The following is a 23,581-nucleotide window of genomic DNA, read 5'->3' on the forward strand; positions in this document are numbered from 1 at the left end:
GACTTGTCGGGAAAAACGGCGGGACCGGCGCGGCGTGCGGCGTCGAGCACGGGGTAAGCGCGCGGCGCAATCCATGCGACAGGAGGGACATCATGCCGGAAACCCTCGCGGTCAGGCAGGTCGACATCGGCGACGCCGTGGCCGACATGTGGAGGTCGGTGCTGCTCTTCGTACCGCGGGCCATCGCGTTCATCGCGATTCTCGTGGTCGGGTGGCTCATCGCCAGAGCCGTGCTCAAGATCGTGGACACGGTGCTCGAACGCCTCAACTTCGACAAGGCGGTGGAACGCGGCGGCGTCAAGCGCGCGCTGGAACGCACGAAGTACGACGCGAGTGACATCCTGGCGAAGTTGGCGTACTACGCCGTACTGCTGTTCACCCTGCAGTTCGCCTTCGGGGTGTGGGGACCCAACGCGATCAGTGACCTGATCGGCGGCGTGGTCGCCTGGCTGCCACGGGCGTTCGTGGCGATCGTCATCGTCGTCGTGGCCGCCGCGATCGCCAACGCCGTCCGGGATCTGGTCACCGGGGCGCTGGGCGGGCTCTCGTACGGCAAGATCCTGGCCGACCTGGTCGCGGTCTTCATCATCGCGCTGGGCGTGATCGCCGCGCTGAACCAGGTGGGCATCGCCACGACGGTGACCACGCCGGTGCTGATCGCGGTGCTCGCCACGGTGGCCGGCATCCTGATCGTCGGCGTCGGCGGCGGTCTGGTGAAGCCGATGCAGAACCGCTGGGACGGCTGGCTCAACCGGATGGCCGAGGAGTCGCGGGCGGTGCAGGAGCACCGCCGGGCCCGGGAGGCCGGTCAGGGCGACGTCGGCCGGCAGATGGCCGACCGGACGGGGGCCGAACGCACCCAGGTCATCCCGCAGGAATCGACGATGTCCGGCGGGCGGGGCGGCTACCAGGCGGGGAACGCGAGCGACGAGACCCAGCAGTTCCGTCGCTGACCGGCCGTCGAGCCGTCGGAGGGGTGTCCGCGAGCGTGGCGGGCGCCCCTCCGGCGTCTCGGCGCGGCGGGGCGCCGGGCCGCTCCGCGCGGATCCGGCGGTGCCGGGGGCCGCGGGTGGCGGGCCCGGACGGTCGCCGTCAGATCCGGGGGAGCGGGGCGGGCGCGGGCGCGCCGAGCGAGCGGTTCAGTGCGCAGACCGCGAGCAGCCGGGCGAGCAGCCAGTCCGGGGCGGACCAGTCCACCGGCGCGGCGGGCGGCTGCCAGCCGTGCTCCAGCGCGGCCTCGCGGACGCCCTCCGCGTAGCCGGCGAGCGCGGCGGCGCTCAGCGGCCGACGGTCGCCGTCCAGGCTCTCCCGCACCGCCGCGGCGTGCTGGTCGACCAGGGCGAGCAGGCCCGGACGCGCGGCGGCGGCGGCCAGCCCCTCGACGCCGACCGAGGAGGAGAGGAGGGCGAGGGTGGCTCGCGCCGAGCTGGCGGCGGTACGGGCCTCGACCCGGTTGAACGGCACACGCATGGTGACCGAGGCTATCCGGCCCGCACCCCGGTCGACCTCGGCCACTCGGCGGGTTTTTGGCCCTCCCCCGATCGGTCAGTCGCCCCGCCGGGGATTGATCCGACCCGGGCTGGGCAGGAGGAGAACCGCCCGTACGGGCAGCGGCGACACCTGGAGGAACGGATGGGACGACACGAGGACGGGCCGGACGAGCGGCACCGCAGGCCGGCCGGGGTCAGCGACGAGACGGTGGCGGCCCTCGGCAAGCTCAGCGAGGCGCTGGAGTGCGTCGAGCGGGTCCGCGGCCACCTCTACTCGCTGCACCAGCTGGTGGGGCACGCCGACCTGATGCTCGACGACGCCGTGGAGATGTTCCGCGCCGCCGGGCACGACGGCATCGCCGACCGCATCGACACCGAGCTGCTGGGCCGCAACGTGATCGCGGGCCGCTGGACGTTCCAGATCGTCGAGGACTTCGACGACGGCTACTACGCGCTCTTCCGCGACCTGGACCGGAGCGCCCGGGAGGAACTGGTCGACGGTCGCCGGCACCTCTACGAGGCGGAGATGAAGGAGCGGCGCCGCAGCCGGGGCCGCCCCGGCCACGAGGCGCGCCCCGGCGTGGCCTAGCCCACGGGCGCGGCCTGCTCCTGGGCGGCGGCGATGCGCAGCGACTCCACCAGGCGGCGGTACAGGTCGTCGCCGGCCACCAGCTCCGCGTGGGTGCCCTGGGCCCGGATCCGACCGTGCTCCAGCACCACGATCCGGTCGGCGTCGAGCACCGTGGAGAGCCGGTGCGCGATGGTCAGCACGGCGCCGACCGCCGCGCGCTGCCGGACGCACTCCTGCAACGCCGCCTCGGTCAGCCCGTCGACCTGCGCGGTCGCCTCGTCGAGCAGCAGGACGTCGGGGGTGCGCAGCATGGCGCGCGCCAGCGCGATGCGTTGGCGCTGCCCGCCGGAGACCTCGGTCGACGACAGAGAGGTGTCCAGCCCGTCCGGCAGGGAGTCGACCTTGTCGTCGAGCCGGACGGCACGCAGCACCTCCCGGATCTCCTCCTCGGTGGCGTCGGGGTGGGTGAACCGCAGGTTGTCGCGGATGGTGCCGGGCACCACCGGCGTCTCCTGTTCGACGTACGCGAGCCGGGACCGCACCTCGTCGTGCCCGCAGGCCGCGTACGGGCGACCGTCGAGCAGCAGCTCCCCCCGTTCGGGCTCGAGGAAGCGCAGGATCAGCGAGAACATCGTGGTCTTGCCCGCCCCCGACGGGCCCACGATGGCGGTGTGCCCGCGTCGGGGGATGGCCAGGTCGATGTCGCGCAGCGCGGCGGGGGCGTCCGGCCCGTACCGGGCCGTGACGCCGCGGAAGACGAGCACGGGTCGTTCCGGCCCGGGCGTACGCGGGGGCGCCGCCACGGCGGGTCCCGACGGTTCGGTGGGGATGGTCTCGACCTCGCGGATCCGCCCGGCGGCGGCGATCCCGGCCTGCAACGCCGTCGTGTTCTGGGTCAGCTCGCCGATCGGCCCCATCAGCTGGAACGCGTACAGCAGGAACGCGATCAGGCTGGAGATCTCCAGCAGGTCCCGCTGGGCCCGCCAGGCGCCGATGGCCAGGATCGCGATCACCGCGAGCTGGATCCCCGTCCAGGCGATCGTCCAGACCGAGGCCGTCACCCGCGCCGCCCGTACGCTGTGCGCCGCCGCCTGCCGCGCGTCGGCGAGGATCCGCTCGGTCAGGCGAGCCTCCGCCCGGCTGGCCTTGACCGTCCGGATCGCGCGCAGCGCCCCCTCCAGGGCGCCGCCCAGCGTGCCCGTCGACTCCTGCGCGGCGGCCTGCGCCGCCGCGATGCGGGGCATGAGCGCACCCATCACCGCCGCGACCACCAGCACGGCCACGATCGTGCAGCCGAGCAGGAACAGGTCGAGGACCCCCATCAGCACGAGCGTGCCGACCAGGGCGATGCCGGCGTTGACCAGCCCGACGATGCTGCCGGACGCCTCGCGCAGCAGCTGGGTGTCGGAGGTGGCCCGGGTGACCAGCTCGCCGGCGGGCCGCCGTTGCAGGTCGCCGACGCGGGCCCGGAAGTAGTGCCGGACGGTCGCGGCCCGCGCGTCGAGCACGACGTGTTCGGCCAGCGCCCCGAGCAGCCGCCACTGCCACAGCGTGATCGCCGCGCCGGCGACGACGAGCGCCAGCAGGACACCGATCGGGCGGGCCATCGACTCGCCGGTGCCGAGCGTGTCCAGGACCCACTTGGTCACCATCGGCGTCGCGAGCCCGGCCGCGCTGGCGGCGAGCCCCAACGCGAGGCCGAGGAGCATGCTCCGCCGGTGCGGCAGGAGGAAGGAGACGAGCGTACGGAGCCGGGGAAGCGTCGGAGAGGGAGGATGCATGCCCCTAATGGCACAACGGTGTTCCGTTACAGTCAATCGATATACCGAAACGAGCTGTTGCTATCCTCACGGCGTGACCGATGCGCAGGTGTCCGGCAGCCGGGCACGGACCCGCCAGGCCATCGTCGACGCGGCGATCGAGGTGCTCGGGCGCAACCCCGCCGCCTCCCTCGGCGACATCGCCGCCGCCGCCGACGTGGGGCGTACGACGCTGCACCGCTACTTCGCCGAGCGCGCCGACCTGCTGGCCGCGGTCGGTACGGAGGCCGGCGCCCGGCTCGACCGCGCGACCGCCCAGGCGCGGACGGCCGAGGGCACCGGCGCGTCGGCCGTGCACCGGCTCTGCCAGGAGTACTTCGACCTCGGCAGCCTGCTCTCGCTGATCTTCACGGAGCCGGAGACCGGTGCCGGCACACCCGGCGGCGGGTGCGATCCGAGTTTCACCGCGATGGTCGAGCGCGGCCACCGCGACGGCAGCATCGACCCGCAACTGCCGGTGGAGTGGGTGCAGAGCCTGATCTGGTCGCAGCTCTACGCCGGCTGGGCCTACCTCGCCGAGACCGGCGCCTCGCGGCACGAGGTGCTCCGCCTGATCCTGCGCACGGTCGACGGCGCGATCGCCGTCAAGCCGGGCTAGGGGCGCCCCGCGCCGCACGTCGGGCCGCGGGCTACTCCATCGAGCGGGCGTCCGCCGGGCGGCGGCGCGCCGCGTCGTCGGCGATGATCACGGTCGCCACCATCAGCGCCACGCAGAGGCTGAACAGCCAGGAGTCGTCGGAGACCAGCTTGGCGGAGACGGGGGCCTGGAGGGCGGCGAGGAGAAAGCCGAGCCATGCCAGGCGGCGCTGACGCGTGGAGAGGATGCCGGAGCCCTGATGCATCCCGAAAGTCTTGCGCGCGACCCGGCCCTTGCCGTCAGCCGAACGGCCGATTCTGGATGAGCTGTCCGTTTTCTCGACCGTCCGGGCCGTGATTTCCGTCCCGACGGAGGTGGTCCGGTGGCGCCGCGCCCGGGCGCGGGCAGGATGATCCTCCGTGTCGATCCCCGCGCCCCGCCCCGCACTGCTCCTGCTGGCCTACCTCGCCTTCGTCAGTCTCGGCCTGCCCGACGGCCTGCTCGGGGTCGGCTGGCCCTCGATCCGGGCGGACTTCGACGTGCCCACCGAGGCGGTCGGCCTGGTGCTGACCGCCGGGACCGCCGGTTACCTCACCTCCAGCGTGGCGGCCGGCTTCACGCTGGCCCGGCTCGGCGTCGGCCGGCTGCTCGCCGGCAGCACGCTGCTGGCCAGCGTCGCCCTCACCGGGTACGCCCTCACCCCCGGGCTCGCCCTGATGGTGGGCTGCGCCCTGGTGCTCGGGCTCGGCTCCGGGGCGATCGACTCCGGGCTGAACGCGTACGCGGCGGGCGCCTTCGGCCCCCGGCACATGAACTGGATGCACGCGTTCTTCGGCCTCGGCGTGGCGCTCGGGCCGCTGATCATGACCGGTGCCCTCGGCGTCGGCCTCTCCTGGCGCTGGGGGTACGGCCTGGTGGCGGTGGCCCAGCTCGCCCTGGCCGTCGCGTTCGCGCTGACCGTGCGGGCCTGGCGGGACCGCGTCCCCGGTAAGGGGGCCCGCACCGACGCCGCCGCCCCGCCGGCCGCCCCGGTACGCGAGACGCTGCGCCTGCCGGCGGTCTGGCTCGGCGTGCTGGCCTTCGCCGTCTACGTGGCCGTCGAGGTGGCCGCCGGCCTCTGGGCGTTCCTGCTGCTGACCGAGGGACGCGGCCTCGGTGCCGCCGTCGCCGGTGTCTGCGTCTCGGGCTACTGGGGGAGCCTCTTCGTCGGGCGGGTGGTGCAGGGCCTGGTCGCCGAGCGGCTGGGCGCGGCGGTGGTGCTGCGCGGCAGCCTGGCGGGGATGGCCGTCGGCGCGCTCCTGGTCGCGTTGCCCGCGCCGGCCTGGGTGGCCGTGGCCGGGCTGTTCGTCGTCGGCTTCGCCGCGGCCCCGGTCTTCCCGCTGCTCACCCTCACCACCGTCGAGCGGGTCGGGGCGGCGCACGCGGACCGGACCATCGGGCTCCAGATCGGCGCGGCCGGGCTGGGCGCCGCGCTGGTGCCGGCCGGGGTCGGGGTGCTGCTCGGCAACACCTCCGTCGAGCTGCTCGGGCCGTCGCTGGTCGTACTCTCGCTGGCGTTGATCGCGCTGTACGCGGCCGGCGCCCGCCGACCGGCGGCTCCCGCTGCCGGCTGAGGTCTCCGGCTCCGGTCCGGGCTCCCGGGACCGCGCCGGGCGCCCGGGCAGCCGCCGCAACCCCGGCGGCCCGGCGCGCGATCCGGGTGGACCGGCGCGCCGGGCGCACGGCTCACATCGTGTCCGGCCCGACCCGGCCGGTGGTGGAGGGCCGGTACGCCCGGTCCGGATCGGTCGCCTCCCGCCCCTCTCCGGCGGGCTGCCCGCCGCGGTCGGCCGCCTCCGGTCCGTGCCCGAAGGCGGCCTCCTCGCCGGCGTCGTTACCCGTCACGTCGTCCGACTGGCCGTCCAGCGTCGACCGCGCCACCGCCCGGTCCAACTCCCGCAGCGGCGTACGCTCCTCGTCCCGCCACACCTTTTCCTCGTCCGTCATGAGACAGGCGGTACCCGGGCGCGCGGGGCGCAAACGACGACGGCCGCCGGGGGAACCGGCGGCCGTCGTGGCTTCGAGTGCGTACCCGCGCGGGACGGGTCAGGGCTGCGGGCGGTCGACCTTGCCGCGCCAGGCGCCCGTCTCCTGACCGCGCCGCTCGATGAACTGCTTGAACCGCTCCAGGTCGCCCTTCGCGCGCCGGTCGACGATGCCCAGCTTGTCGCCGGCCTGCTCGACCACGCCGTGCGGCTCGAACTCCAGCTGCAGGGTGACCCGGGTGTTGTCCTGGTCCAGCCGGTGGAAGGTCACGACGCCGGCCTGCTGGGTGCCGCCCGTCGAGCGCCAGGCGACGCGTTCGTCCGGGAGCTGCTCGGTGATCTCGGCGTCGAACTCGCGCTTCACCCCGGCGATCTCGACCGTCCAGTGCGTCATCGTGTCCGTCAGCTGCCGGACCTCCTGGACCCCCTCCATGAACTGGGGGAAGTCCTCGAACTGGGTCCACTGGTCGTACGCGGTGCGCACGGGTACGGCGACGTCCACGTGCTCGGTAACGCCACTCATCAGGCATCCTCCCTTGTCCGCCGGCGCGGGGAGCCGGTCACCAGCGGGTCGTCTCGTTCTTGTGGCCGAGCGCCGCCCATACCTCGGAGATCGTCTGGTACCGGGTGCCCTCGGGCAGCCGTCCCAGGTCGGCGACGATGTCCGCCGGCGCCTCGTTCTCCCGGGCGTTGGCGATGAGCGCCTCCCGGTCGCCGGGCAGGGCGGTCATCGTGATGAACCGCCCGAGCCGGCTGCGTCGCTCGACGTCCTCGGAACTCATCCCCTTGGGCGCGCCCGTACGCAGTTCGCCGGCCGGTGCCGTCGTCGCCTCCGGCTGGTCCTCACCCGCCGGCTCCGGCACACGGGACTCGTCGACCCGCGAGCCGCCGGTCCCCGGCCCCTGCACGAGGCCGCTGACCTCCCGGCTCATCTGCTCGTCGACCCTCGGTCCGTGCTTGCTGCTGCCACGTTCCATGCCTTCTGCGCTACCCGGTGGCACCGGCGGTAAACGGGCGGGCCGGCGGCGCGCGGGTAAACCCGCGGGTCAGGTGGCCGCCGGCGTCTTCGGCGGCAGGACCGGCTCCCGCGGGTCCGGCTCGCCGGCCTGCAACGCCCGGCCCCGTTGCAGCTCCGCGTTGATCTGCACGCCCAGCATCAGCGCCGAGTTGGACAGGTAGAGCCAGACCAGGAAGGCGATCACCGCGCCGAGGCTGCCGTAGGTGGCGTCGTACGAGCCGAAGTTGGCGACGTAGAGGCCGAAGCCGAAGGAGGCGAGGCCCCAGGCGAGCAGGGCGACCGCCCCGCCCGGGGTGAGCCAGCGGAAGCGCGGCTGCTGGATGTTCGGCGCGATCCAGAACAGCATGCTCAGCAGCACCATCATGATCAGCGCGAGCACGGGCCACTTGGCGATGCTCCACACCGTGCGGGCCAGCCCTCCGGCGTTCAGCAGGTCGCCCACGAAGTCGGTGACCGGCCCGCTGACGATCAGCCCGGTGGCGACGATCGCGAGCAGCACCAGCGAGACGGCCGCCAGGCCGATCTGCATCGGCCGCAGCTTCCAGACCGGCCGCCCCTCCTCGACCCCGTAGACGGCGTTGGAGGCGCGGGTGAACGCCCCGATGAAGCCGGAGGCCGACCAGAGCGCGCCCAGCAGACCGAAGCTCAGCAGCACGCTCGCCGAGTCGTTCTGGTCGACCACGTTGCGGACCACGCCGACGAAGCCCTCGTTGGCCACCACCGAGCCGGCACCCATGTCCCGCGCCAGGTCCAGCACGGTGTCGACGGTCTGCTCGCCCTTGGAGACCAGCCCTACCAGGGCGACCACCACGATGGTGGAGGGGAAGAGCGCGAGCACCCCGTAGTAGGTCAGCGCGGCGGCCCAGTCCGCGCAGTTGTCCTTGACGAAGTTGCGCACGCTGCGCGTCAGCACGCCGCGCCAGGTCCGCCAGCTCAGCTGCCGTACCCGGCGGGGCATCCGCAGCCGCCGCTGTGCGGCCAGCGCCGCGTCGGGCTCCGTGGTGGTCATGGCCCGCTCCCTGTGCCCCCGGCCGCCGGATGATCCCGGCGCATCCGGCTTCGCCTGGCCCGCCGGTACCCCCGGGCGGAAATCGACAAACCCGGCGTCCCGGTTTGCGGCCCGGGCGCGGGGGAACGGTCAACACGATCCCATCGACGCGGAGGAGGACGAGATGCCCGGGCGCGAGGTACTGCCCAGCACGTTGCGACGCTCCCCGAAGAAGGCGCAGCGCACCTGGGAGAAGACGCACGACTCGGCCGTGGAGACGTACGGCGAGGGGGAGCGGGCGCACCGCGCCGCCTTCGCCGCCGTCAAGCACGGGTTCGAGAAGGTGGGCGACCACTGGGAGCCGAAGGGCCGCAAGGGGCCGAGCGACCGGCAGGCGGCGGGGGGCGGACCGGAACGCCGGGCACCCACGGCCGGCGGCGTGGACGCCAACGCCACCAAGGACCACCTGATGAAGCTGGCTCGCAAGCTGGACGTCCCGGGCCGCTCCACCATGACCAAGCCGGAACTGGTCAAGGCCATCGAGAAGGCGAACAACCGCCAGACCGCCAGGGCCCGCGGTCGCTGAGCCCCCCCAGCGGGTACGCGCCGCAGGGGCTGTCCGCGCGCGGACAGCCCCTGCGCGTACGTCACCAGTGGCCGCCGCCCGGCGCCTCGATGTGGACCGCCTTCGTCGCGGTGAACTCGTCGAGCAGCTCCGGGCCGTAGCCGAAGCCGTGCCCGCTGCCGCGGCGCGGTTGGGCGGCGCCGCCCGGCGCCCCGCCGAACACGGCGTTGACCTTCACGGTGCCCACCGGCAGTTCCCGCCAGGCGCGCTGGGCGTGGCTCATCGAGCCGGTCAGCACCGTCGCGGCCAGCCCGTACGGGGAGTCGGCGGCGCACCGCAGCGCCTCCGAGAACGAGTCGACCACGACGATCGCGGCGACCGGCCCGAACGTCTCCTCCCGTACCACCGTCATGTCGTGCCGGCAGTCGCTCAGCACGGTCGCCGGGTAGAACGCCCCCGGGCCGTCGGGCAGCGTGCCGCCGGCCCGGATCCGGGCCCCCTGGGCCACCGCCGCGGTCACCTGCCCGTGCACGTGGTCGCGGTGCCGCCGGTCCACCAGCGGCCCCAACTCCGTACGCGGGTCACCGCCCGGGCCCACCCGCAGCAGCCCGGCCCGCTCGACCAATGCCCGCGTGAAGTCCTCCGCGACGTCGCGGTGCACGTAGATCCGCTCGACCGCGACGCAGAGCTGCCCCGCGTTGGCGAACGCCCCGACGGCCGCCTGCCCGGCTGCCCAGACCGGGTCGACGTCGCCGTCCACGACGAGCGGGTCGCTGCCGCCGTTCTCCAGCAGCACCTTCGCCCCGGTCCGCGCCGCCGCGGCGGCAATGGCCCGCCCGGTGCCGGTCGAGCCGACGTGTGCGACGACGTCCACCTCCTGGGCGGCGAGCGCCGCGCCGACCTCGGGGCCCCCGGTGAGCAGCGTCAGCACCCCCGGCGGCAACGCGGAGTCGAGCGCCTTCGCCAGCAGCCAGCCGGTCGCGGGGGCGCGTTCGCTCGGCTTGTGGAGCACCACGTTGCCGGTCACCAACGCCGCGCCGAGCAGCCCGCAGGAGACCGCCACGGGATCGTTCCACGGGGTGATCGCGGCCACCACCCCGCGCGGCTGCGGCACCATGAAGTCGAGGGCGTGGGGGTCGCCGTGCAGGGTCCGCCCGCCGCGCACGGGAGCGAGCTCGGCGTACTGCCGCAGCGTGCCGACACCCGCGTCCACGCCGCCCCGGGCGTCCGCCAGGGGCTTGCCCATCTCGGCCGTCGTCGTGCGGGCCAGGTCGTCGGCCACCGCCGCCACGGCGTCCGCCGCCCGGTGCAGGGCCGCCGCCCGTTCGGCGGGGGCGGTCGCCGCCCACTCGGCGGCGGCGTTCCGGGACGCCGCCACCGCCTTGCCGACCTCGTCCGCCGTCGCGACCGGCGCCGAGCTGACCGGGGAGTCGTCGGCCGGATCGCGTACGACGAACTCGCCGCCGTCGCCGCCCGCCCCCCACACGCCACCTATGAGCTGCGCAACCGTGTACATGGCAGTGGATGCCCCGGCCTCGGCGGGGCAAACGCGTTTCGCCCGGTTGCCGGCCGGGTAGGCGGATCGGATGAGTTCGACCGGCGCGGAGAGCGCGGACGCCTTGGTCATCGGAGCCGGGCACAACGGCCTGGTCGCCGCCAATCTGCTGGCCGACGCCGGTTGGGACGTGCTGGTGCTGGAGGCCACGGCCAGGCCGGGCGGGGCGGTGGCCTCCGCCGAGGTGACCGCCCCCGGCTACCTGAGCGACCTCTACAGCTCCTTCTACCCCCTCGGCTACGCCTCGCCCGTGCTGCGCGGGCTCGGGCTCGAACGCCACGGGCTGCGCTGGCGGCATTCCCCGGACGTGCTGGCCCACCTGCTGCCCGACGGCCGGGCGGCGGTGCTCAACCGTGACCCGGAGGTCACCGCGGCCTCGCTGGAGGCCTTCGCGCCGGGCGACGGGAGGCGCTGGCTGAACGCGTACGACGACTGGTGCCAGGTCGCCGAGCCGATGCTGGAGACCATCACCACGCCGTTCCCGCCGGTGCGTGGCGGCCTGACCCTGCTGCGCCGGCTGCGTGTCTCCGGTGCGCTGCGGCTGGCCCGACGGCTGGTGGTGCCGGTACGCAAGCTCGGCGACGAACTCTTCGAGGGTGAGGGGGGCCCGGCGCTGCTGGCCGGCTGCGCCCTGCACACCGACCTGTCGCCCGAGGAGGCCGGCTCCGGCGTGTACGGCTGGCTGCTCGCCATGCTCGGCCAGCAGGTCGGCTGGCCGGTGCCCGACGGCGGCGCGCAGAAGATCACCGATGCGCTGGTGGCCCGGCTGACCGAGCGGGGCGGGCGCATCCTCTACGGGGCCCGGGTCGACCGGGTGTTGACCGCGCGCGGCCGGGCGATGGGGGCGCGTACGGCCGACGGCGCCCTCTGGCGCGCCCGCCGGGCGGTGCTCGCCGACGTCCCCGCCCCCGCCCTCTACCTGGACCTGGTCGGTGCGGCGGCGCTGCCGCCCCGGCTGGTGGAGGACCTGGCCCACTTCCGGTGGGACGGCTCGACGCTCAAGGTGGACTGGGCGCTCTCGGCCCCCGTGCCCTGGACCAACCGGGCGGTCGCCACCGCCGGCACCGTGCACCTCGGCGCGGACCTGGACGGGCTCACCGGTTACGCCGCCGCGCTGGCCCGCAAGGAGGTTCCGCGCGACCCGTTCCTGCTGGTGGGGCAGATGTCGGTGGCCGACCCGAGCCACTCGCCGCCCGGCACCGAGTCGCTCTGGTGCTACACGCACCTGCCGTTCCGCCGGCAGTGGCGGGCCGAGGAGATCGCCGCGCACGTCGAGCGGATGGAGCAGGTGCTGGAGGAGGCCGCGCCGGGCTTCCGCAGCCTGGTCGTCGGGCGGCACGTGGCCGGGCCGGCCGACCTGGAGGCGGGCGACCCGAGCCTGGTGGGCGGGGCGCTCGGCGGCGGCACCGCGGCCGCGTACCAGCAGCTGTTCCTGCGCCCGACTCCCGGCCTGGGCCGCGCGGACACCCCGGTCGACCGGTTGTTCCTGGCCAGTGCGTCGGCGCACCCCGGCGGCGGCGTGCACGGCGCCCCCGGCGCCAACGCCGCCCGCGCCGCCCTGGCCCGCGACCGCGCGCTCACCGGCCCGCTCTACGCAGCCGGGATCGGTGCCGCGCACCGGGCGGTCTACCGCTGACCGCCCCAACCCGACCCGCCCCGACGGCGTCGGCGTGCCCGCTCCGATCCGAGCCGGCCTGCCGCCGCTGCCCACCCACCGGTGCGCCGCCGCCTGCCGGCCGGCGGTCGCGCTGACGGCCGTCTGCTGAACGAGGGATCGGCATTGGCACTTCCTCGCGACGGGGACCCGGGAGGAGAACGCCTCGACCGGACACTGTGGGCGAGGTGATTCACGCAGGGTGATGAAGGGCGGGACCGGCTGGACCGTCCACGCGTCCCTTTGCTCTGCAGCCACCTACGCAACGGTTGCGGAAGGTCACCGTACCGGCCGGGAGTGGCGGCCGGGCTCCGTGGATATCCGCAGGTAGGTGACGTGGTGCGTCCCTGGCTGCAGAGCAAAGGGGTGCGCAGTGGCGGTCGGCAGCTCGCTCGCAAGGTCACGGTGAGTAACATTGCGCTACGTAACCGCAGGGCCGCTCGATCCGTCTGCTGGGCCCGGCCGCGCGGCCCCCCGTACTCCGCCGCTGGCCTTGACCGGACCGCCGTGCGGGCGCCCGCACCGCATCCGCGATTCGCACCGCATCCGTGGCGCGCACCGCATCCGGGACCCGCGGCATCCGCCCGCCGGGCCTGTGACCAGCCCCTGCGGCCCGCCACGCCTGGGGGCCCCGACGGCTTCGTGCCCGTGACTTCCTCAGACCACGGGCCCCCGGCCGCCGGGCCCCGCCCGCCGGGCCATCGCTGGCCGTCTGGCGGGTCGGGGCGGCCGGCCGCCAGGGCTGGAGCCGGGGGCCGGGGCCCGTTCAGCGCTCGATGTTGCGGTGCTTGCTGCGCAGCTTGAACGGCATCAGCGCGCTTTCGATCTTGGTCGCGGTGGTCATCTTGGACGCGCCGTCGCGCCGCTCCTCGAAGCGGATCGGCACCTCCAGGATGGTGTGACCCAGCTTCGTGGCGAGGTAGTGCATCTCCACCTGGAAGCTGTAGCCGTTGGACTGCACCCGCTCCAGGCCGATGTCGCGCAGCGCGTCCGCCCGCCAGATCTTGAAGCCGGCGGTGAGGTCGCGGATCCGGACCCGCAGCAGCGTGTGCACGTAGAGGTTGGCCCAGCCGCTGAGGGCCCGCCGGTAGAGCGGCCAGTTCTCGTCCAGCTCGCCACCCGGGACGTAACGGGAGCCGATCACCACGCCGGCCTGGGTGGAGAGGAGGGCGCCGAGCATGCCCGGCAGCGCCTCCGGCGGGTGTGACAGGTCGGCGTCCATCTGTGCGACGTACTCCGCGTCGCCGCCGAGCGCGCGCCCGATCCCGTCCACGTACGCCCGGCCCAGCCCCTCCTTGCCGGCCCGGTGCACGACCTCGACCCGGTCGGGGTGCTCGATGGCCAGCTTGTCCGCCACCTCACCCGTGCCGTCCGGCGAGTTGTCGTCGGCGACCAGGATCTTCAGGCCCGGCAGCGGCAGGGCCAGCAGCCGCTCGACCAGCACCGGGAGGTTGCCCGCCTCGTTGTAGGTGGGCACCACGACGGTCAGGCGTGCGTCCCGCCACGGCACGGGCAACTGCACGGGTTCGATCATGTCGGACATCCTCGGTCGGCGGACAGGGCTCCCTGAGAGCGTAGCCAGTTGCCACATCCGGGTCGAAAAGGCCACCCCTACCGCCCCCGGCCTGCCAGGCTCACCCGGGCGGGCGCCGGGCCGGCGGAGGCTACCGGCCAGCGTGGCGAGGGCGACCCGCCGACCGGTGGGCGCAGACGAAACGCCCTCCGCGCCCCGGCACCGCCACGGTCTGGGTCACGCGTCCGCCTTCTGCCGCAGGGCGATGTCCGCCAGCCGGGTCAGGGTCTCCTTGTTGCGCTGGTGCAGCACGAGGTCGTTGACCTTGTTGCGTACCCAGCGCAGCGGACCGGCGGCGAAGTCCTCGCCGATACGTATCCGGGTCGCGTCGGCACCGACCGCTTCGAGGGTGAACACCACGATCGCCTCCCCGGCGGGCCAGAGGCCCGCACGGATGACGAGCCGGCGCGGCGGCTCGCACGCGAGCACCGTCGAGGAGTCCTGCAACGAGAACGGCCACGGCCCGGCCTTGTGGTGCAGTTGGCTGCCGACCCGGGGCCAGGCATCGTCCACGTCGCGGACGTGCACCGTGCCGACCACCCAGTCGCTGTACGTCCAGCCGTCCGCCAGTACCGCCCAGATCTGCTCCGGGGGAGCCCCGATCACTTTCTCCACAACCGCCACTGTGCTCCCATACCCATGGCGCGAGCGGGGCTAACCACGACGACGGGTTAGCTTCTCCCGGGCGACGGGTATCGCCACCTGCGCCGAGGGCGGCTCGACGCCGCGGTCCGCCCCTGGCGGGCGCGGGGAGGGCCACGTTTACTCCCCGGGGCGCCGGGAACCCGCCGGCTGTGCGACAGGACCAGGTGGAGCCGGATCAGCGCAGGTCAGCCCGGGTTTTTGCCGGCGCCGGCCGGGTCGCTACCGGCCCCGTCCTGTTCGACGCGGTGCTGCTGGACCGGGACGGCACGCTGATCGAGGACGTGCCGTACAACGGGGATCCGGAGAAGGTGCGGCCGGTGCCGGGGGCGCGGGAGAGCCTGGACCGGCTGCGGGCCGCGGGCCTGGGGCTGGCGGTGGTGACGAACCAGTCGGGTCTGGCCCGGGGGCTGTTCACCGAGGCGCAGATGCGGGCGGTGCACGCCCGCGTCGAGGAGTTGCTGGGGCGCTTCGACGCGTGGCTCGTCTGCCCGCACGACGAGGGCGCCGGATGCGGCTGCCGCAAGCCGGCACCGGGGCTGGTGTACGCCGCCGCGCGGGAGCTGGGCACGGTGCCGGCGCGGTGCGTGCTGGTGGGGGACATCGGCCGGGACATGACGGCCGCGCTCGCCGCTGGGGCGGCCGGGATCCTGGTCCCCACGCCGGTGACCCGGCCGGACGAGGTCGCCGCGGCGCCGCAGGTGACGACGGACCTGCCGGCGGCGGTGGCGGAGATCCTGCGCCGCCAGGCGGCGATCGACCCCGTCACCTACCGGCCGCCCGACAGCCACCCCGGCCGGCACGCGGACACCCGGCCCCGCCGGCACGCGGAAGCCGCGCACGGCCGGCACGCGGAGAGCGGGCTCGGCCGGGGGGCCGGCGACGGCGCGGCCGCCGTGCGGCGGGACGGGCGTCGGACGGGGACGGTGCTGGTGGCGCGTGCCGACTCGGCGGGGGACGTGCTGGTCACCGGTCCCGGCATCCGCGCCGTCGCCGCCGGTGCCGAGCGGGTGGTGCTGCTGTGCGGGCCCCGGGGACGCGCCGCGGCGGAACTCCTGCCCGGTGTCGACGAGATCATCGAACACCGGCTGCCCTGGATCGATCCCGCGCCCGACCCGGTCGAGCCCGGCGACGTGGCCGCCTTGACCGCGCGCCTGGCGGCCGTGGGCGCCGACGAGGCCGTCATCTTCACCAGCTTCCACCAGTCGCCCCTGCCGCTGGCCCTGCTGCTGCGGCTGGCCGGGGTCGGCCGGGTCAGCGCCATCAGCGACGACTATCCCGGCAGCCTGCTCGACGTGCGGCACCGGGTGCCGGCCGGCGTACCCGAAGCCGAACGCGCCCTCTCCCTCGCCGCCGCGGCCGGCCACGCCCTGCCCGAGAACGACGGCCCCGTCCTGCGCCTGCGCCCGACGCCGGCGCCCCCGTCGGAGGCCGGCGCGCCCGGGTACGTGGTGCTGCACCCCGGCTCGTCCGCGCAGGCCCGGGGCTGCCCGCCGGAGTTGGCCGCGCGGATCGTGCGCGCCCTGGCCGACGCCGGCCACCGGGTGCTGGTCACCGGCGGCCCCGACGAGCGCGAGCTGACCGCGCGGGTGGCCGGCGACGCCGGCGTCGACCTGGGCGGGCGGACCGGGCTCGCCGGGCTGGCCGCCACGATCGCCGGCGCCGCCGCGTTGGTGGTCGGCAACACCGGCCCCGCCCACCTCGCCGCCGCCCACGGGGTGCCGGTGGTCAGCCTCTTCGCCCCCACGGTCCCGTACGGACAGTGGGGGCCGTGGCGGGTGCCGGCGGTACGGCTCGGCGACGCCGACGCCCCCTGCCGGGACAGCCGGGCCGCCCGCTGCCCGGTGCCCGGGCACCCCTGCCTCAACGGCGTCGAGCCGGCACAGGTCCTCGACGCGCTGCGGCTGCTCGGCGTGACCCCGCCGCGCCCGGCGGCGCCGCCCGCCGGCGTGCCGGCGGTGGCCAGCACCGGCGGGAGCGGCCGATGAACGTGCTGCTCTGGCACGTGCACGGCTCCTGGACCACGTCCTTCGTGCACGGCAAGCACCGCTACCTCGTGCCCGTCACGCCGGACCGTGGCCCGTACGGCCTCGGCCGCGCCCGCACGTATCCCTGGCCGGAGAGCGCCGTCGAGGTGAGCCCCGACGAGCTCCGTACGGCCGAGGTGGACCTGGTCATCCTGCAACGTCCCGAGGAACTCGACCTCGCCGAGCGGTGGCTGGGTCGCCGGCCCGGCCGGGACCTGCCCGCCGTCTACGTGGAGCACAACACCCCGAAGGACGGCGCCGTCCCCGACAGCCGCCACCCGATGGCCGACCGCGACGACCTGCTCGTCGCGCACGTCACCGGCTTCAATGAGCTCTTCTGGGACACCGGCGCCACCCGCACCACCGTCATCGACCACGGCGTCGTCGCCCCCGCCGGGGAGTACACCGGCGAGCTGCCGCGGCTCGCGGTGGTGATCAACGAGCCGGTACGCCGCTGGCGGGTCACCGGCACCGACCTGCTGCCCCGGTTCGCCGAGATCGCCCCGCTGGACGTCTTCGGCATGAAGGTGACGGGGCTGGCCGAGCACCTCGGCCTGTCGGCCGACCGGCTGGCCAGCCACGACGACCTTCCCCAGCACCGGCTGCACGCGGAGCTGGGGCGGCGGCGGGCGTACCTGCACCTGTGCCGGTGGACGTCGCTGGGGCTGAGCCTGATCGAGGCGATGTCCATCGGGATGCCGGTCGTCGCGCTGGCCGCCACCGAGGCGGCGATGGCCGTGCCACCCGGCGCGGGCGCCCTGTCCACCCGCGTCGACGCCCTGCTCGACGCCGCCCGTCGGTTCGTCGACGAGCCGGCGGAGGCACGCCGGGCGGGGGCCGAGGGGCGCGCCGCCGCCCGGGACCGCTACGGCCTCGACCGTTTCCTCGCCGACTGGGACCGGCTGCTGGAGGAGGAAGTATGCGCATCGCGATGATCTCGGAGCACGCCAGCCCGCTCGCCGTCCTGGGCGGCGAGGACGCCGGCGGTCAGAACACGCATGTCGCCGAGCTCTCCGCCGCCCTCGCGGCCGCCGGGCACGACGTGCGGGTCTACACCCGCCGCGACGCGGTGGACCTGCCCGTCACCGTACGCGCCCCGGCCGGCTACGACGTGGTGCACGTGCCGGCGGGGCCGGCCGAGCCGGTCGCCAAGGACGCCCTGCTGCCGCACATGAGGGAGTTCAGCCGCTGGCTGGTCGAGCGGTGGCGGGGCGGCGACTGGGCACCCGAGGTGATCCACGCGCACTTCTGGATGAGCGGCCTCGCCGCGCTGGCCGCCGGCCGGCAGAGCGGGGTGCCGGTCGTGCAGACGTACCACGCGCTGGGGGTGGTCAAGCGGCGGCACCAGGGCGTGCAGGACACCAGCCCGGCCCGCCGGATCGGCTACGAGCGGGAGCTGGGCCGCGCCGTCGACCGGGTCGTCGCCCAGTGCCAGGACGAGGTCGGCGAGCTGGTCCGGATGGGCGTACCCCGGTCCCGGATGACGGTCGTCCCGTCCGGGGTCAACCTGGCCACGTTCGCCCCGCTGGGGCCGGCGGTCGAACGGGACGAGGACCGGCCGCGGATCCTGACCGTCGGCCGGTTGGTCGAGCGGAAGGGCTTCCAGACCGTCGTGCGGGCCATGGCGTACGTGCCCGAAGCCGAGTGCGTGGTGGTCGGCGGCCCGCCCGCCGGGCTGCTGGAGACCGACCCGTACGCCCGCCGGCTGCGCGCCCTCGCCGTCAGCTGCGGGGTGGCCGACCGGGTGCGGCTGGTCGGGGCGGTGCCCCGCGAGGAGATGGGCCGCTGGTACCGCTCGGCGGACGTCCTGGTGGCCGCCCCCTGGTACGAGCCGTTCGGGCTCACCCCGCTGGAGGCGATGGCCTGCGGGGTGCCCGTGGTGGGCACCGCCGTCGGCGGGATCAAGGACACCGTGGTCGACGGCGTCACGGGCGACCTGGTCCCGGCGCGGGACCCGCGCGCCCTGGGCGACGCGGTCCAGCGGCTGCTCGACGACCGGATCCGCCGCTTCGCGTACGCCGCGGCGGCCCGGGACCGGGCGCGGCGGCGCTACTCCTGGGCGGCCACGGCGGAACGGCTGGCGGAGGTCTACGGCGACGTCGCCGCGGTGCGCCGGCCCACCCGGGTGGTGGCCTGATGACGGAGGCCACGCTGCTGGACGCGCACCTGGCGAACCTGGCGGCGGCGCTGCCGACCTACCGGCGGCACGAGGCCCTGCTGGCCCGGTGGGGGGAGGCCCTCGCCCGCCGGCTGGTCGACGGCGGCCGGCTGCTGGTGGCGGGCAACGGCGGCAGCGCCGCCGAGGCCCAGCACCTGACGGCCGAACTCGTCGGCAAGCTCCGCGACGACCGGCAGCCTCTCTCCGCCATCGCGCTGCACGCCGAGACGTCCGCCGTGACCGCCATCGGCAACGACTACGGCTACGAAGAGGTCTTCGCCCGCCAGGTGCGCGCCCACGGCCGCGACGGAGACGTGCTCCTGCTGCTCTCCACCAGCGGCACCAGCGCCAACCTGCTCAACGCCGCCCGCGCCGGCCGCCGGGCCGGCCTCACCTGCTGGGCGCTGACCGGCCCCGCCCCCAATCCCCTCGCCGAGCTCTGCCACGAGGTCCTCGCCGTCGGCTCGCCCGACAGCCAGGTCGTCCAGGAACTCCACCTCGTCACCAGCCACCTCCTCTGCGAGTACGTCGAGCGGGCGCTGCCGGCGCTGCTCGCCGCGCCGGGGACGCCCGTGCGGACGGGGGTCGAGGTGGTGCTCGATGGCGAGTCAGCAGCTCCGGGCGTGATGAGGAGGGAAACGTGACGGGACCCGTCGTGGTGGTCGGTGACACCCTGCTGGACCGGGACGTCGAGGGGGTGGTGAACCGGCTCTGCCCCGATTCGCCCGTGCCGGTGCTGGACGAGACCGCCCACGTGGACCGGCCCGGCGGCGCCGGGCTGGCCGCGGTCTTCGCCGCCGCGCAGGGGGCCGAGGTGGTGCTGGTGACGGCGTTGGCCGACGACGCGGGCGGCGCCCGGCTCAGCTCGTTGCTCGCCGAGGCCGGCGTGCAGGTGTACCCCCTCGGGCTGTACGGCGGCACACCCGAGAAGGTGCGGCTGCGCGCCCGGGGCCGGGTGCTGCTGCGTCACGACCGGGGCGGCGTGGCCGGCACGCCGGGCGAGCCCTCCGAGGCGGTGCTGCGGGTCATCGCCCGCGCCTCCGCCGTGCTGGTCAGCGACTACGGGCGGGGGGTCGCCCGGCAGCCCGCGCTGCGCGCCGCCCTCGCCGCCACCGTGGCGCCGGTGGTCTGGGACCCGCACCCGCGGGGACCGGCGGCGGTGCCGGGGGTGCACCTCGCCACCCCCAACGAGTCGGAGGTGCGGGAGCTGGTGCAGGTCCCGCCGGGGGCGACCCGGCTGGCGACGGCGTCGCGGGGCGCGCAGGGCCTGCGCCGCAGTTGGCGGGCCGGTGCGGTCGCGGTGACCCTGGGCGGGGACGGCGCGCTGCTCTGCCACGCCGGCGGGACCCCGCTGGTGGTGCCGGCCCCGGCCAACGCCGAGGGGGACACCTGCGGCGCCGGGGACCGGTTCGCGGCCACCGCCAGCCTCGCCCTGGCCCGGGGGGCGCTGGTCTCCGAGGCGGTGCAGGAGGCTGTCGCCGAGGCGTCGGCGTACGTGGCGGGCGGGGGAGTGGCGACGGCGCTGCCGCCGCCGGTGCGCCCGCTGCCACCCGCGGTGTCCGGTCCCGCGGGCGGGCGTGTCGGGGTGGCCGCGACCGCCGGCGTGGTCTCGGCGGTACGCGCGGCCGGCGGCACGCTGGTGGCCACCGGCGGCTGCTTCGACCTGTTGCACGCCGGGCACGTGGCGACGTTGCAGGCGGCCCGGCAGCTCGGCGACTGCCTGGTGGTCTGCCTGAACTCCGACGCCAGCGTCGCCGGGCTGAAGGGGCCCGACCGGCCGGTGATCCCGCAGGGCGACCGGGCCCGGCTGCTCGCGGCGCTCAGCTGCGTCGACGCGGTGATGATCTTCGACGAGTCCACCCCGCACGCGGCGCTGTCGTGGCTGCGGCCGGACGTCTGGGTCAAGGGCGGCGACTACGCCGGCGACGGCGGCGAGCCCGCCCTGCCCGAGGCGGAGATCCTGCGCCGCTGGGGTGGGCACACGGTGGTGGTGCCGTACCTGGACGGGCGCTCCACCAGCGGGCTGATCGCCGCCACCCGGTCCACCGGCACCGCCCGGGCCGGCGGGCCGCCGCTCGCCGACGCCGTGCCGCCGACCGGCCCCCCGGCGGGCCCCGCTCCCGGCGGTCCCTCCGCGCGGCGGTCGACCTCGACGGAGGGGACCCGGTGAGCGGCGGGCCGCCCGGGGCCGGGCGCACGGTGCTGGTCACCGGCGGATCGAGCGGCCTGGGCGCCGCGGTGGTCGCGGCCGTGGCCCGGGCCGGCGGCCGACCGCTGGTGCTGGACCGGCAACCGCCCGCCGACGGGGTGCCCTGGGTCGAGTGCGACCTGGCCGACACCCGCGCCGCCGAGGCCGCCACCCGGCGTCTCGCCGAGCGGTCGGGCGGGCTGGACGCGGTCGTCACCGCGGCCGGGACGGACGTGCCCGGCCGGCTGGCGGACCTGCCCGGCGAGACCTGGGACCGGATCGTGACCGTGGACCTGCTCGCCACGGCCGCCGTCGTCCGGGCCGCCCTGCCCTTCCTGGAGACGTCCCGGGGGAGCATCGTCACCGTCGCCTCCACGCTGGGGATCAAGGCGGTCAGCGACGCCACCGCCTACTGTGCCGCGAAGTTCGGCGTCGTCGGCTTCACCCGCGCCCTCGCCGCCGAGCTCGCCGGGCGGGTCGGCGTCACGCTGCTCATCCCGGGCGGCATGCGCACCGCCTTCTTCGACGACCGCGACGCCGCGTACCGACCCGGCCCGGACGCGATCCTGAACGATCCCGCCGACACCGCCGCCGCCGTCATGTTCGCGCTGTCCCAGCCGGCCGGCTGCGCGGTCCGCGAGATGGTCGTCTGCGCCGAGCAGGAGACCTCGTACCCGTGATCCTCGTCCTGCGCGCCCTCGGCGTCGGCGATCTCGTCACCGCCACCCCCGCGCTGCGCGCCCTGCGGGCCGCCCACCCGGACGAGGAGGTGGCGCTGGTCGCGCCCGGCTGGCTGGCCCCGCTGGTCGACCTCGTCGGGGGCGTCGACCGGCTGATCGACACGCCGGGCCTCGGCGCGCTGCCCTGGGCCGGCCCGCCGCCGCGCCTCGCCGTCAACCTGCACGGCCGGGGGCCCGAGTCGCACCGGATGCTCGCCCGCACCCGCCCCGGCCGGTTGCTCGCCCACGCCAACCCCGACGCCGGGCACCACGACGGCCCCGCCTGGCGGGCCGACGAGCACGAGGTCGACCGCTGGTGCCGGCTCCTCGACCGGTACGGCATCCCCGCCGACCGCACCGACCTCGACCTGCGCCGCCCCGTGCCCGACGGCGCCCCGGCCGGGGTCACCGTGCTGCACCCGGGCTCCAAGGTCCCGGCGAAGCGCTGGCCGCCGGACCGGTTCGCGGCACTGGCCCGGGAACTGGCCGCCCGGGGGCACCGCGTGGTGCTGACGGGCAGCGCGGACGAGCGGGCGACGGCGGAACGGGTCGCGTCCGACGCGGGGCTGCCCGCCGGGGCGGTGCTGGCGGGGCGGACCGACCTCGGCGGGCTGGCCGCGCTGGTGGCGTACGCCCGGCTGGTGGTCAGCGGGGACACGGGCGTGGCACACCTCGCGACCGGCTACCGCACGGCGTCGGTGGTGCTCTTCGGCCCCGTCTCCCCGGCCCTGTGGGGGCCGCCGCCCGGCCGCCCCCGGCACCGCGCGCTCTGGGCCGGAGACGGGGATTGGCGCAGGTGGGACGGGGTAGGAAGCCATCCGGCGATGGCGGCGCTGGGCGTCGAGGACGTGCTGGCCGCGGTGGACGAGGTGGAGAGGGCGGTGCGGTTCCCAGGTGCGGTTGCGGCGTAGTGTTCCGGGCCGGCCGGGGTACGGACGTCGGCGGCGCGGCAGAGGCTGGCTCTTCCTCGACCCGGCCGGGCAACCGGTCCGCGATCCCGACGTCCTCGCCCGGCTGCGGGAGCTGGTGATCCCGCCCGCCTGGCGGGACGTGTGGATCTGCCCGTACCCGAACGGGCACATCCAGGCCACCGGCATCGACGCGGCGGGGCGCAAGCAGTACCTCTACCACCCGAAGTGGCGCGAGAAGCGCGACGAGGCGAAGTTCGACCACGTGCTGGAGGTGGCCCGGCGGCTGCCGACGCTGCGCGAGCGGGTCGGGCGCGACCTCGCCGGCCGGGGGATGCGCCGCGACCGGGTGCTGGCGACGGTCACCCGGCTGCTGGACATGGGGATGTTCCGGGTCGGCAGCGACCAGTACGCGGCCGGCGACGACCCGACGTTCGGGGTGTCGACCCTGCGCCCGGAGCACGCCCGGACCCGGGGCGGCTGCGTGGTGTTCGAGTTCCCGGCCAAGGGCGGCATCGAGCAGGTGCGCCGCATCGACGACCCGGAGCTGTGCCGGGTGCTGACCAACCTGCGCCGCCGACGGCGGGAGGCCGACCGGCTCTTCGGTTACCTGGACGGCGGCGAGTGGCGCGACGTGCGCAGCGACGAGGTCAACGAGTACCTGCGCGACGCCAGCGGCGGGGAGATGACGGCGAAGGACTTCCGGACCTGGCACGCCACCGTGCTGGCGGCGACCGAGCTGGCGACGGTGGGCGCGCAGCGCTCGGCCACCGCCCGCAGGAAGGCGGTGGCCGCGGTGATGCGCGACGTCGCGGAGCTGCTCGGCAACACCCCGACCGTGGCGCGGACGTCCTACGTCGATCCGCGCGTGGTCGACCTCTACCACGACGGCGTGCTGGCCCCCGTCGACCCGCGGACGCCGCGCGAGAAGGCCGAGCGGATCGTGCTCGAACTGCTCGAGGACGCCTGAGCCGGCCCCGCCGGCACCCGCCCGGGCGAAGGCGCCGGGGCCGGGCGGCCGCCCGCCTCCCCCGTGGCGGCGGACGCCTCGCCACGGCCCCCTCGGCGGTCCGGTCCCGCCGCCGCCGCGGCGGGGGAGGGACC

General features: G+C 75.7%; 23 protein-coding genes and 2 pseudogenes. 15 read left to right on the top strand and 10 right to left on the bottom strand.

Annotation, left to right across the window (positions count from 1 at the left end; all coding sequences use genetic code 11):
* Window positions 1-92: 92 nt before the first annotated feature.
* Window positions 93-953, top strand: a complete 861-nt coding sequence (locus V6V16_RS07475; protein ID WP_334560810.1) for a mechanosensitive ion channel family protein — start codon at window positions 93-95, stop codon at window positions 951-953.
* Window positions 954-1,092: 139 nt separating this feature from the next.
* Here the strand turns inward: V6V16_RS07475 and V6V16_RS07480 are convergent, their stop codons facing one another.
* Window positions 1,093-1,470 carry a DUF6401 family natural product biosynthesis protein gene (locus V6V16_RS07480; protein WP_334560813.1) on the bottom strand — a complete coding sequence of 126 codons (378 nt, stop codon included), beginning with the start codon at window positions 1,468-1,470 and terminating at the stop codon, window positions 1,093-1,095.
* A 162-nt stretch (window positions 1,471-1,632) separates the two neighbouring features.
* Here V6V16_RS07480 and V6V16_RS07485 point away from each other — a divergent pair, with 162 nt between their 5' ends.
* On the top strand, window positions 1,633-2,079 hold the full coding sequence (locus tag V6V16_RS07485; RefSeq protein ID WP_334560815.1) for a hypothetical protein: 447 nt from the start codon (window positions 1,633-1,635) through the stop codon (window positions 2,077-2,079).
* Here V6V16_RS07485 and V6V16_RS07490 read toward each other — a convergent pair.
* Window positions 2,076-3,842 (bottom strand): ABC transporter ATP-binding protein, encoded by a 1,767-nt coding sequence (locus V6V16_RS07490; protein WP_334560818.1) that lies wholly within the window; start codon window positions 3,840-3,842, stop codon window positions 2,076-2,078. The two genes, V6V16_RS07485 and V6V16_RS07490, sit on opposite strands and share 4 nt — an antisense overlap.
* Window positions 3,843-3,915: 73 nt before the next feature.
* Between V6V16_RS07490 and V6V16_RS07495 the strand changes: the two genes are divergently transcribed.
* On the top strand, window positions 3,916-4,479 hold the full coding sequence (locus tag V6V16_RS07495; protein WP_334560820.1) for a TetR/AcrR family transcriptional regulator: 564 nt from the start codon (window positions 3,916-3,918) through the stop codon (window positions 4,477-4,479).
* Between the two features lie 31 nt (window positions 4,480-4,510).
* Here V6V16_RS07495 and V6V16_RS07500 read toward each other — a convergent pair whose 3' ends face one another.
* Entirely contained in the window at window positions 4,511-4,723 is a 213-nt protein-coding gene (locus V6V16_RS07500; protein WP_334560823.1) for a hypothetical protein, read from the bottom strand.
* Between the two features lie 154 nt (window positions 4,724-4,877).
* Here V6V16_RS07500 and V6V16_RS07505 point away from each other — a divergent pair, with 154 nt between their 5' ends.
* Window positions 4,878-6,071 (top strand): MFS transporter, encoded by a 1,194-nt coding sequence (locus tag V6V16_RS07505; protein ID WP_334560825.1) that lies wholly within the window; start codon window positions 4,878-4,880, stop codon window positions 6,069-6,071.
* 112 nt (window positions 6,072-6,183) lie between these two features.
* On the opposite strand, the gene V6V16_RS07510 is transcribed toward V6V16_RS07505, so the two are convergent.
* The 4 genes from V6V16_RS07510 to V6V16_RS07525 form a co-directional block, all read right to left on the bottom strand.
* Window positions 6,184-6,444, bottom strand: coding sequence for a hypothetical protein (locus V6V16_RS07510; protein WP_334560827.1), 261 nt, complete (start codon window positions 6,442-6,444; stop codon window positions 6,184-6,186).
* Between the two features lie 99 nt (window positions 6,445-6,543).
* Window positions 6,544-7,005: an SRPBCC family protein gene (locus V6V16_RS07515; RefSeq protein WP_334560830.1), complete on the bottom strand. Its 462-nt coding sequence runs from the start codon at window positions 7,003-7,005 to the stop codon at window positions 6,544-6,546.
* A 37-nt stretch (window positions 7,006-7,042) separates the two neighbouring features.
* Window positions 7,043-7,459 carry a DUF2795 domain-containing protein gene (locus V6V16_RS07520; protein ID WP_334560832.1) on the bottom strand — a complete coding sequence of 139 codons (417 nt, stop codon included), beginning with the start codon at window positions 7,457-7,459 and terminating at the stop codon, window positions 7,043-7,045.
* A 69-nt stretch (window positions 7,460-7,528) separates the two neighbouring features.
* Window positions 7,529-8,509, bottom strand: coding sequence for a YihY/virulence factor BrkB family protein (locus tag V6V16_RS07525; RefSeq protein WP_334560834.1), 981 nt, complete (start codon window positions 8,507-8,509; stop codon window positions 7,529-7,531).
* 163 nt (window positions 8,510-8,672) lie between these two features.
* On the opposite strand from V6V16_RS07525, the gene V6V16_RS07530 reads away from it, so the two are divergent.
* Window positions 8,673-9,074: a ChaB family protein gene (locus tag V6V16_RS07530; protein WP_334560835.1), complete on the top strand. Its 402-nt coding sequence runs from the start codon at window positions 8,673-8,675 to the stop codon at window positions 9,072-9,074.
* A gap of 61 nt (window positions 9,075-9,135) precedes the next feature.
* On the opposite strand, the gene V6V16_RS07535 is transcribed toward V6V16_RS07530, so the two are convergent.
* Entirely contained in the window at window positions 9,136-10,569 is a 1,434-nt protein-coding gene (locus V6V16_RS07535) for an aldehyde dehydrogenase family protein (RefSeq protein ID WP_334560836.1), read from the bottom strand.
* Window positions 10,570-10,639: 70 nt separating this feature from the next.
* Between V6V16_RS07535 and V6V16_RS07540 the strand changes: the two genes are divergently transcribed.
* The gene (locus V6V16_RS07540) at window positions 10,640-12,244 is read left to right on the top strand and encodes a phytoene desaturase family protein (RefSeq protein WP_334560838.1); all 1,605 of its coding nucleotides are present in this window, start codon (window positions 10,640-10,642) and stop codon (window positions 12,242-12,244) included.
* A 784-nt stretch (window positions 12,245-13,028) separates the two neighbouring features.
* On the opposite strand, the gene V6V16_RS07545 is transcribed toward V6V16_RS07540, so the two are convergent.
* Window positions 13,029-13,796, bottom strand: a complete 768-nt coding sequence (locus tag V6V16_RS07545) for a polyprenol monophosphomannose synthase (protein ID WP_334560841.1) — start codon at window positions 13,794-13,796, stop codon at window positions 13,029-13,031.
* 216 nt (window positions 13,797-14,012) lie between these two features.
* Window positions 14,013-14,450 carry an SRPBCC family protein gene (locus V6V16_RS07550; protein WP_334560843.1) on the bottom strand — a complete coding sequence of 146 codons (438 nt, stop codon included), beginning with the start codon at window positions 14,448-14,450 and terminating at the stop codon, window positions 14,013-14,015.
* Between the two features lie 275 nt (window positions 14,451-14,725).
* Between V6V16_RS07550 and V6V16_RS27885 the strand changes: the two are divergent.
* From V6V16_RS27885 to V6V16_RS07590, 9 genes and pseudogenes are all read left to right on the top strand, one after another.
* Window positions 14,726-15,254: pseudogene (locus tag V6V16_RS27885) on the top strand (D-glycero-alpha-D-manno-heptose-1,7-bisphosphate 7-phosphatase); the annotation flags it as partial.
* A gap of 110 nt (window positions 15,255-15,364) precedes the next feature.
* A pseudogene (locus tag V6V16_RS27890) lies at window positions 15,365-16,465 on the top strand (glycosyltransferase family 9 protein); the annotation flags it as partial.
* Window positions 16,462-17,439 (top strand): glycosyltransferase, encoded by a 978-nt coding sequence (locus tag V6V16_RS07560; protein ID WP_334560847.1) that lies wholly within the window; start codon window positions 16,462-16,464, stop codon window positions 17,437-17,439. The pseudogene V6V16_RS27890 and the gene V6V16_RS07560, both read left to right, overlap by 4 nt.
* Entirely contained in the window at window positions 17,424-18,641 is a 1,218-nt protein-coding gene (locus tag V6V16_RS07565) for a glycosyltransferase (protein WP_334560848.1), read from the top strand. The genes V6V16_RS07560 and V6V16_RS07565 overlap by 16 nt, the downstream gene beginning before the upstream one ends.
* Window positions 18,641-19,306, top strand: a complete 666-nt coding sequence (locus V6V16_RS07570) for a D-sedoheptulose-7-phosphate isomerase (RefSeq protein WP_334560849.1) — start codon at window positions 18,641-18,643, stop codon at window positions 19,304-19,306. The genes V6V16_RS07565 and V6V16_RS07570 overlap by 1 nt, the downstream gene beginning before the upstream one ends.
* Window positions 19,303-20,832: a PfkB family carbohydrate kinase gene (locus tag V6V16_RS07575; protein ID WP_334560850.1), complete on the top strand. Its 1,530-nt coding sequence runs from the start codon at window positions 19,303-19,305 to the stop codon at window positions 20,830-20,832. The genes V6V16_RS07570 and V6V16_RS07575 overlap by 4 nt, the downstream gene beginning before the upstream one ends.
* On the top strand, window positions 20,829-21,530 hold the full coding sequence (locus tag V6V16_RS07580; RefSeq protein ID WP_334560851.1) for an SDR family oxidoreductase: 702 nt from the start codon (window positions 20,829-20,831) through the stop codon (window positions 21,528-21,530). The genes V6V16_RS07575 and V6V16_RS07580 overlap by 4 nt, the downstream gene beginning before the upstream one ends.
* Entirely contained in the window at window positions 21,527-22,480 is a 954-nt protein-coding gene (locus tag V6V16_RS07585; RefSeq protein WP_334560853.1) for a glycosyltransferase family 9 protein, read from the top strand. The genes V6V16_RS07580 and V6V16_RS07585 overlap by 4 nt, the downstream gene beginning before the upstream one ends.
* Window positions 22,464-23,447, top strand: a complete 984-nt coding sequence (locus tag V6V16_RS07590; RefSeq protein WP_334560854.1) for a DNA topoisomerase IB — start codon at window positions 22,464-22,466, stop codon at window positions 23,445-23,447. Before V6V16_RS07585 ends, V6V16_RS07590 begins: the two co-directional genes overlap by 17 nt.
* The last annotated feature ends 134 nt before the right edge of the window (window positions 23,448-23,581 follow it).

It is taken from the genome of Micromonospora sp. CPCC 205561 (genome assembly GCF_036906775.1).
Taxonomy (GTDB): Bacteria; Actinomycetota; Actinomycetes; order Mycobacteriales; family Micromonosporaceae; genus Micromonospora.

Bases quoted from the DNA above. Each gene is read 5' to 3' on its own strand.
- V6V16_RS07475 (WP_334560810.1), top strand. From the start codon at position 93: ATGCCGGAAACCCTCGCGGTCAGGCAGGTCGACATCGGCGACGCCGTG.
- V6V16_RS07570 (WP_334560849.1), top strand. From the start codon at position 18,641: ATGACGGAGGCCACGCTGCTGGACGCGCACCTGGCGAACCTGGCGGCG.
- V6V16_RS07500 (WP_334560823.1), bottom strand. From the start codon at position 4,723: ATGCATCAGGGCTCCGGCATCCTCTCCACGCGTCAGCGCCGCCTGGCA.
- V6V16_RS07485 (WP_334560815.1), top strand. From the start codon at position 1,633: ATGGGACGACACGAGGACGGGCCGGACGAGCGGCACCGCAGGCCGGCC.
- V6V16_RS07525 (WP_334560834.1), bottom strand. From the start codon at position 8,509: ATGACCACCACGGAGCCCGACGCGGCGCTGGCCGCACAGCGGCGGCTG.
- V6V16_RS07535 (WP_334560836.1), bottom strand. From the start codon at position 10,569: ATGTACACGGTTGCGCAGCTCATAGGTGGCGTGTGGGGGGCGGGCGGC.
- V6V16_RS07490 (WP_334560818.1), bottom strand. From the start codon at position 3,842: ATGCATCCTCCCTCTCCGACGCTTCCCCGGCTCCGTACGCTCGTCTCC.
- V6V16_RS07565 (WP_334560848.1), top strand. From the start codon at position 17,424: ATGCGCATCGCGATGATCTCGGAGCACGCCAGCCCGCTCGCCGTCCTG.
- V6V16_RS07515 (WP_334560830.1), bottom strand. From the start codon at position 7,005: ATGAGTGGCGTTACCGAGCACGTGGACGTCGCCGTACCCGTGCGCACC.
- V6V16_RS07480 (WP_334560813.1), bottom strand. From the start codon at position 1,470: ATGCGTGTGCCGTTCAACCGGGTCGAGGCCCGTACCGCCGCCAGCTCG.
- V6V16_RS07530 (WP_334560835.1), top strand. From the start codon at position 8,673: ATGCCCGGGCGCGAGGTACTGCCCAGCACGTTGCGACGCTCCCCGAAG.
- V6V16_RS07520 (WP_334560832.1), bottom strand. From the start codon at position 7,459: ATGGAACGTGGCAGCAGCAAGCACGGACCGAGGGTCGACGAGCAGATG.
- V6V16_RS07545 (WP_334560841.1), bottom strand. From the start codon at position 13,796: ATGATCGAACCCGTGCAGTTGCCCGTGCCGTGGCGGGACGCACGCCTG.
- V6V16_RS07560 (WP_334560847.1), top strand. From the start codon at position 16,462: ATGAACGTGCTGCTCTGGCACGTGCACGGCTCCTGGACCACGTCCTTC.
- V6V16_RS07540 (WP_334560838.1), top strand. From the start codon at position 10,640: ATGAGTTCGACCGGCGCGGAGAGCGCGGACGCCTTGGTCATCGGAGCC.
- V6V16_RS07510 (WP_334560827.1), bottom strand. From the start codon at position 6,444: ATGACGGACGAGGAAAAGGTGTGGCGGGACGAGGAGCGTACGCCGCTG.